Annotated in this window: 6 protein-coding genes; 2 read left to right on the top strand and 4 right to left on the bottom strand. The window is 64.4% G+C overall.

The window, feature by feature from the left end; genetic code table 11:
* Positions 1 to 130 precede the first annotated feature (130 nt).
* Positions 131 to 1,753 (top strand): ribosomal protection-like ABC-F family protein, encoded by a 1,623-nt coding sequence (gene abc-f / locus PMN64_RS41540; protein WP_411784944.1) that lies wholly within the window; start codon positions 131 to 133, stop codon positions 1,751 to 1,753.
* A 58-nt stretch (positions 1,754 to 1,811) separates the two neighbouring features.
* Here the strand turns inward: abc-f and PMN64_RS41535 are convergent, their stop codons facing one another.
* The 4 genes from PMN64_RS41535 to PMN64_RS41520 all read right to left on the bottom strand — a co-directional run bounded on the left by PMN64_RS41535 (position 1,812) and on the right by PMN64_RS41520 (position 5,117).
* Positions 1,812 to 2,348, bottom strand: a complete 537-nt coding sequence (locus PMN64_RS41535) for an REP-associated tyrosine transposase (RefSeq protein ID WP_411784943.1) — start codon at positions 2,346 to 2,348, stop codon at positions 1,812 to 1,814.
* A gap of 108 nt (positions 2,349 to 2,456) precedes the next feature.
* Complete coding sequence (locus PMN64_RS41530; protein WP_411784942.1) at positions 2,457 to 3,089, bottom strand: DapH/DapD/GlmU-related protein; 633 nt, start codon at positions 3,087 to 3,089, stop codon at positions 2,457 to 2,459.
* 76 nt (positions 3,090 to 3,165) lie between these two features.
* Positions 3,166 to 4,140: a glycerophosphodiester phosphodiesterase family protein gene (locus PMN64_RS41525; protein ID WP_411784941.1), complete on the bottom strand. Its 975-nt coding sequence runs from the start codon at positions 4,138 to 4,140 to the stop codon at positions 3,166 to 3,168.
* A gap of 65 nt (positions 4,141 to 4,205) precedes the next feature.
* The gene (locus PMN64_RS41520) at positions 4,206 to 5,117 is read right to left on the bottom strand and encodes a dienelactone hydrolase family protein (RefSeq protein WP_411784940.1); all 912 of its coding nucleotides are present in this window, start codon (positions 5,115 to 5,117) and stop codon (positions 4,206 to 4,208) included.
* Positions 5,118 to 5,226: 109 nt separating this feature from the next.
* Here PMN64_RS41520 and PMN64_RS41515 point away from each other — a divergent pair.
* Positions 5,227 to 5,779: MBL fold metallo-hydrolase (locus tag PMN64_RS41515; protein ID WP_411784939.1), on the top strand; the 553-nt coding region annotated here is incomplete at its 3' end.

Genomic DNA, 5,779 nt, shown 5'->3' with positions numbered 1-5,779 from the left:
GCTTCATGTCATATTCGATCGGCAACGATCGTGGCATGCACGAAACGCGGCACGAACCTGCGGAATGGGCTTCCACCCGTGTCCCAGATCGAATAAGAGGCCGCAAACCCTCAGTTCCCAGTATTAGAGCATGATCCGCCTCGATAACGTCTCCAAGCAAGTCGGCCACCAGATTCTCTTCATCGAGGCCTCCGCCGCGCTCCAGAAGGGCGAGAAGATCGGCCTCGTCGGGCCGAACGGCGCCGGCAAGACCATGCTGTTCCGGATGATTTCGGGCCGGGAAATCCCGGACGAGGGCCAGGTCTCGCTCGATCGCGGCATTTCGATCGGCTATTTCGGCCAGGATGTCGGCGAGATGTCCGGCCGCAGCGCGGTCGCAGAGGTCATGGATGGGGCAGGGCCCGTCAGCGTGGTCGCGGCCGAGCTCAGGGAACTCGAGGCCGCGATGGCCGACCCCGACAAGGCCGACGAGATGGACGACATCATCGCGCGCTATGGCGAGGTGCAGCATCAATTCGAGGAACTCGACGGCTACGCGCTCGACGGTCGCGCGCGCGAAGCGCTGGCGGGTCTCGGCTTCAGCCAGGAGATGATGGACGGCGACGTTGGCAAACTCTCCGGCGGCTGGAAGATGCGGGTGGCGCTGGCGCGCATCCTCTTGATGCGTCCGGACGTCATGCTGCTCGACGAGCCGAGCAACCATCTCGATCTCGAAAGCCTGATCTGGCTCGAGCAGTTCCTGAAGGGCTATGAGGGCGCGCTGCTGATGACCTCGCATGACCGCGAGTTCATCAACCGGATCATCAACAAGGTGGTCGAGATCGACGCCGGCCAGCTCACCACCTATTCCGGCAATTACGAGTTCTACGAACAGCAGCGCGCACTCTCGGATAAGCAGCAGCAGGCGCAGTTCGAGCGGCAGCAGGCGATGCTCGCCAAGGAAATCAAGTTCATCGAGCGCTTCAAGGCGCGCGCCTCGCACGCCGCCCAGGTGCAGAGCCGGGTCAAGAAGCTCGACAAGATCGAGCGGGTCGAGCCGCCGCGGCGGCGGCAGACCGTGGCGTTCGAATTCCAGCCGGCGCCGCGCTCCGGCGAGGACGTTGTCAACCTGAAGAAGGTCCACAAGGCCTATGGCAGCAAGCGCATCTATGACGGCCTCGACTTCATGATCCGTCGCAAGGAGCGCTGGTGCGTGATGGGCATCAACGGTGCCGGCAAGTCGACGCTGCTGAAGCTGGTCGCCGGTTCAACCGAGCCCGACGACGGCGCGGTCGCGGTCGGCGGCAGCGTCAAGATGGGCTATTTCGCCCAGCATGCGATGGACCTGCTCGACGGCGAGCGCACCGTGTTCCAGTCGCTGGAGGATGCGTTTCCGCAGGCCGGCCAGGGCAGTCTTCGCGCGCTCGCCGGCTGCTTCGGCTTCTCCGGTGACGACGTCGAGAAGAAATGCCGGGTGCTGTCGGGCGGCGAGAAGGCGCGGCTCGTCATGGCCAAGATGCTGTTCGATCCGCCGAACTTCCTGGTGCTCGACGAGCCGACCAACCACCTCGATCTCGCCACCAAGGAAATGCTGATCAACGCACTCGCCGAGTTCGAGGGCACGATGCTGTTCGTCTCGCACGACCGGCATTTCCTCGCCGCGCTCTCCAACCGCGTGTTGGAGCTGACGCCTGATGGCATCCACCAGTATGGCGGCGGCTACACCGAATATGTCGCGCGCACCGGCCAGGAAGCGCCGGGACTGCGGAGCTAGCGTTTCGCGATGACCCCTGCCCACTTCGTAGCCCGGATGTAGCGAAGCGAAATCCGGGTCAGTCCTTCCGCTCGCCGAAGTCGTCGTTGTTCATAGCTCCGCTACCGCCCCAATCTGCCGGCAATATCCCACCCCGGACGTATCGGTGAAGAGACGTGTGTTGCCAGTCGACAGGCGAGGAAACAAGGCGGTGTTTGGTCGGATTGTAGTGGACGTAGTCGACGCAACGTTCGAGATCGCGCTCATTACGGATGGTGTGTTCCCAAAACCGTCTCTGCCAAAGCGGGTACTCGCCGCGGTGGTTTGCGGAGAGCGGCAGGCCGGCGGCAACGACGGCGCGTGTGAAGTGACCCTTGATCTGCCGCCAGCGATCCGGGAAGTCGCTGTCGCCGGGTGGTAGCGTCATGACCGTATGCAGGTGATCTGGCAGGATCACGATGGCATCCAGCGTGAACGGCTTCTTGGCGCGCGTTGCGCGAAAGGCATCGCGCAACAGCCCGACATGCTCGACGAGAAGCGACGACGTGCGGTCTTCGAGCGTGACCGTAAAGAAGAACGTGCCGCCGGGTATGAAGTTACGTCGATAGTTCACCATGTGGATAGATTACCCCGGATTTCGCTTCGCTTCATCCGGGCTACGAAGTCAAACGGCTCGTCCCGTAGCCCGGATGGAGCGAAGCGAAATCCGGGTCGGTCCTCGTGCTCAAGCTCTCCACCGCGCGCAAAACGCCTCGACATCGCCTGACTGGAATTCCGGCAGGCGCTCCCAGATGGTCTCAGCCGGCCAGTTCCACCAGGCGATCTGCGACAGCTCGGCGGCGATCTTGCGGTTGAACCGCTCCTTGATCGGCCGGGCCGGCACGCCGCCGACGATGGTGTAGGGCGCGACATCGCGCGAGACCACCGCGCCGGCCGCCAGCACCGCGCCGTCTCCGACGGTGACGCCGGGCAGCACGATCACGCCGTGGCCGATCCAGACGTCGTTTCCGATCACGACGCGATCCGCGCGTCGGTTGCGGAAGAAGTCATGGTCGCGTTCGGCGGAGGCCGTGTAGTATTCGGGGCAGTAGGTGAAGCGATGCTGGGAGGGGCGCTCGAGCGGATGATTGGGCGCACCGATCCGAACCTGCGCCGCGATCGCGCAGAAGCGGCCGATCACGGCGTCGGCGACCATGCAGCCGCTGCCGAGATAGGAGTAATCGCCAAGCTCGGTGTATTCGATCGCGGTGTCGCCGAGCACTTCGCAGCAACGTCCGACCTTGACCTCGCGCAGCTTGACCGTCGGCTCGATGACGGTTTCGGCAATCTTGGGGCGGGTCAGGCTCGGTGCGTTCATAGCGTTGTCCTCGATGCGACGAGCCGCTTCAGTCGCACAATTTCTATGACGGAGAGATGACAGGAGGAGGCCGGATCTAACGCCCGGTGAGGCGGGCGATGGTCTCGATCTCGTTGGTCCAGATGCCGCCGGAATAGCTTTCGGGCAGGCGCCGGAACAGATCGGCATCGTCGACCCCGGTCGAGAATTCGCCGCCCTGATAAGGCCCGAGCACGAAGACCCCGCTGTTGGCAGCGGCCATGCGGTTGAGGAAGCGGTCCGGCCACCCCCATAGCCAGGGCGCGTAGTTGATCGGTACCAGCACGATGGCGTTGCGGCAGGCATCAGGCACGATGCCGGTCCAGCCATAGCCGATATAGCGGACGAGGCAACTCTTGAGCGCCGCGCGCGAAATGGTCCGGGTCTCCGGCGAAAGCGGCCGGATCGTCTCGATCGGCTCGTCGCCGCCATAGACCATGATCAGCCTGCGCCGCTCGGCGGGGAGCCGGTTCAAGACCGTTGCGAGCTTCTCGCCCTCGGCGGGATCGCGGCTCTTGACGTTGATCAGGAGCCGGCGATCCGGAAAGGTCTTCAGCACCTCGTCCAGCGACGGCATCAGGCCGATGCCCTTGCCGCGGAACGGGAAGGTCTTACCGCCATCGGCGGTGTAGCCATAGCCGATATCGAGCATCTTCAGCCGCGCCATCGGCTGCTCGCGGGTGATGCCCTGGCCGTCGGTGCGGCAATCGACCGTCCAGTCGTGAAACACCGCGAATTCGCCATCGGTGGTCGGATGGACGTCGAGCTCGACGATATCGGCGCCGCGCTCGAAGCTCGCCCGCATCGAGCGGATCGTGTTCTCGAGATAGTCATGGGTCGGCGGCAGCATGCGCGCCGCGGTGCAGGTGTCGTTCCTGAGGTCGTGCTCGTCGAAACGCTGCGCCATGCCGCGATGGGCGAGCAGCACCGGCTTGCCGCCGGCATGCGTTGCGAGAAGGCTGGAGTTGTTGAGATAGACACCGGCGACGACGGCAACGATCGCCGCTGCCGCGTATTGCAATTTCCTGCCCAAGCGACTCGGTTCCTTGCTGGATCGACGCTCCGCCTAGGGCGCGTTTTGGGTCGATTTGCGGCGGCCTAATCCTTCAAGCCGTCGATTGCGGTAATCGCCCGTACCATCGCGTCCTGGAGCGCCGCGCTGTTGGCGGGATTCGACTGACGGCCGCGGCCGGGATCATCGAAATCGTGGGTGGCACCCGGATAAACCACGATGTCGATCTTGCTGCCGGCCGCAACGGAGCGGCCGGCGACGTCCCGGCAGCGGTCGGGCGATACTTCCTCATCGTCCGTGCCGAGCAGCATCGTGATCGGTGCTGCCGACCTGAGCGTCTGCGCCAGCAGCGCCGCCGGCCCGCAGCCCGGATAGAACACGAGCGCGGCGCGATAGCCCGACGTCACCGCGCCTTGCCGCTGCATGACGTTCAGCGCCGTGCTGCCGCCGTTCGACCATCCCTGCAGGAAGATGCGGTTTCCCTGCACATCCTTCTGGCTGCGCAGCCAGCTCAGCGCGCCCGCGGCATCGAGCGGCCGCACGGTCTTTTCATTGACGTCGGTGCGATCAGGATCGTCATGCGTGAAGCGGCCGAAGCCGTGCGCCTTGCCGCGCGGGCCAAAACTGTCCGGCAGCAGCGCGACATAGCCGTGGTCGGCCCAATATTGTCCCCACATCGCGTGGCGCTTGGACAGGCTGCCGGCATTGCAGGCCGCCGACGGATTGGTCCGCGACACCAGCGTGCAGTCCTTGTTGACGTTGATCGAATAGGGCCCGCCGCGGCCGTGCAGCAGCACGATGGCGGGGTGCGGGCCCGGCGTTTGCGGCCTGAACAGGTAGCCGACGATCTCGGTCTTGCCGTCGGCGCTCGGAAAGAAAACGGTGTCGGGCGCGGCCGCCGCCGCTGTCGGCAATGTCGTGAGCATCAGGAGGACGATCGGAATCGCGCGATGGGTCATTCCCGCAGCATGAGCAGGATTTCGGATGAATTGCGGCATGGCTGTGTCCCGCCAGCAATGCAAAGCCGCATGGCGTGCTGCACGGCGCTCGGCTTGTGAGGCGAGGTGCCGCCCGCTACGCTTCGCAAAAACCGGGAGCGAAACAGTCATGAAGCAGATCAGGATCGGCGACATAACGATCGACGCGGTGATCGAGCGCGAAGGGCCGTGGCGGCGGCCGCAGGATTTCTTCCCGACCTACAACGACGATGTGTTCAAGCATCACCTGAAGACGATGGAGCCGGAGGTCTTCGACGCCGCGCGCGGCATGATGGTGATCACCTATCAGACCTTCGTGGTGCGGACTCCGCGCTACACCATCCTGATCGATACCTGCACCGGCGAGGACAAGGGACACCCGCCACCGTTCGACTTCCCGGGCAAGGAACGCTGGCGCAACGAGCTGTTTGCGCTCGGCATCTCCTATGAGCAGATCGATTATGTGTTCTGCACCCATCTGCATATCGACCACACCGGCTGGAACACCACGCTGCGCGACGGGCGCTGGGTGCCGACCTTCCCGAACGCGAAATACGTCTTCCACAAGGGCGAGTATGCGGGCTGGGAGGCCGAGAACGCCAAAGGCGCCAATCCGCCCGGCACGGTGTTCCGCGACAATTGCCTGCCGATCGTCGAGGCCGGGCAGGCGCTGCTGGTCGACG

Source organism: Bradyrhizobium sp. UFLA01-814, from assembly GCF_046718885.1.
Taxonomy (GTDB): domain Bacteria; phylum Pseudomonadota; class Alphaproteobacteria; order Rhizobiales; family Xanthobacteraceae; genus Bradyrhizobium; species Bradyrhizobium elkanii.
Note: the sequence above shows the minus strand (reverse complement) of the source record. Positions and strands in the feature narration are given on the sequence as shown.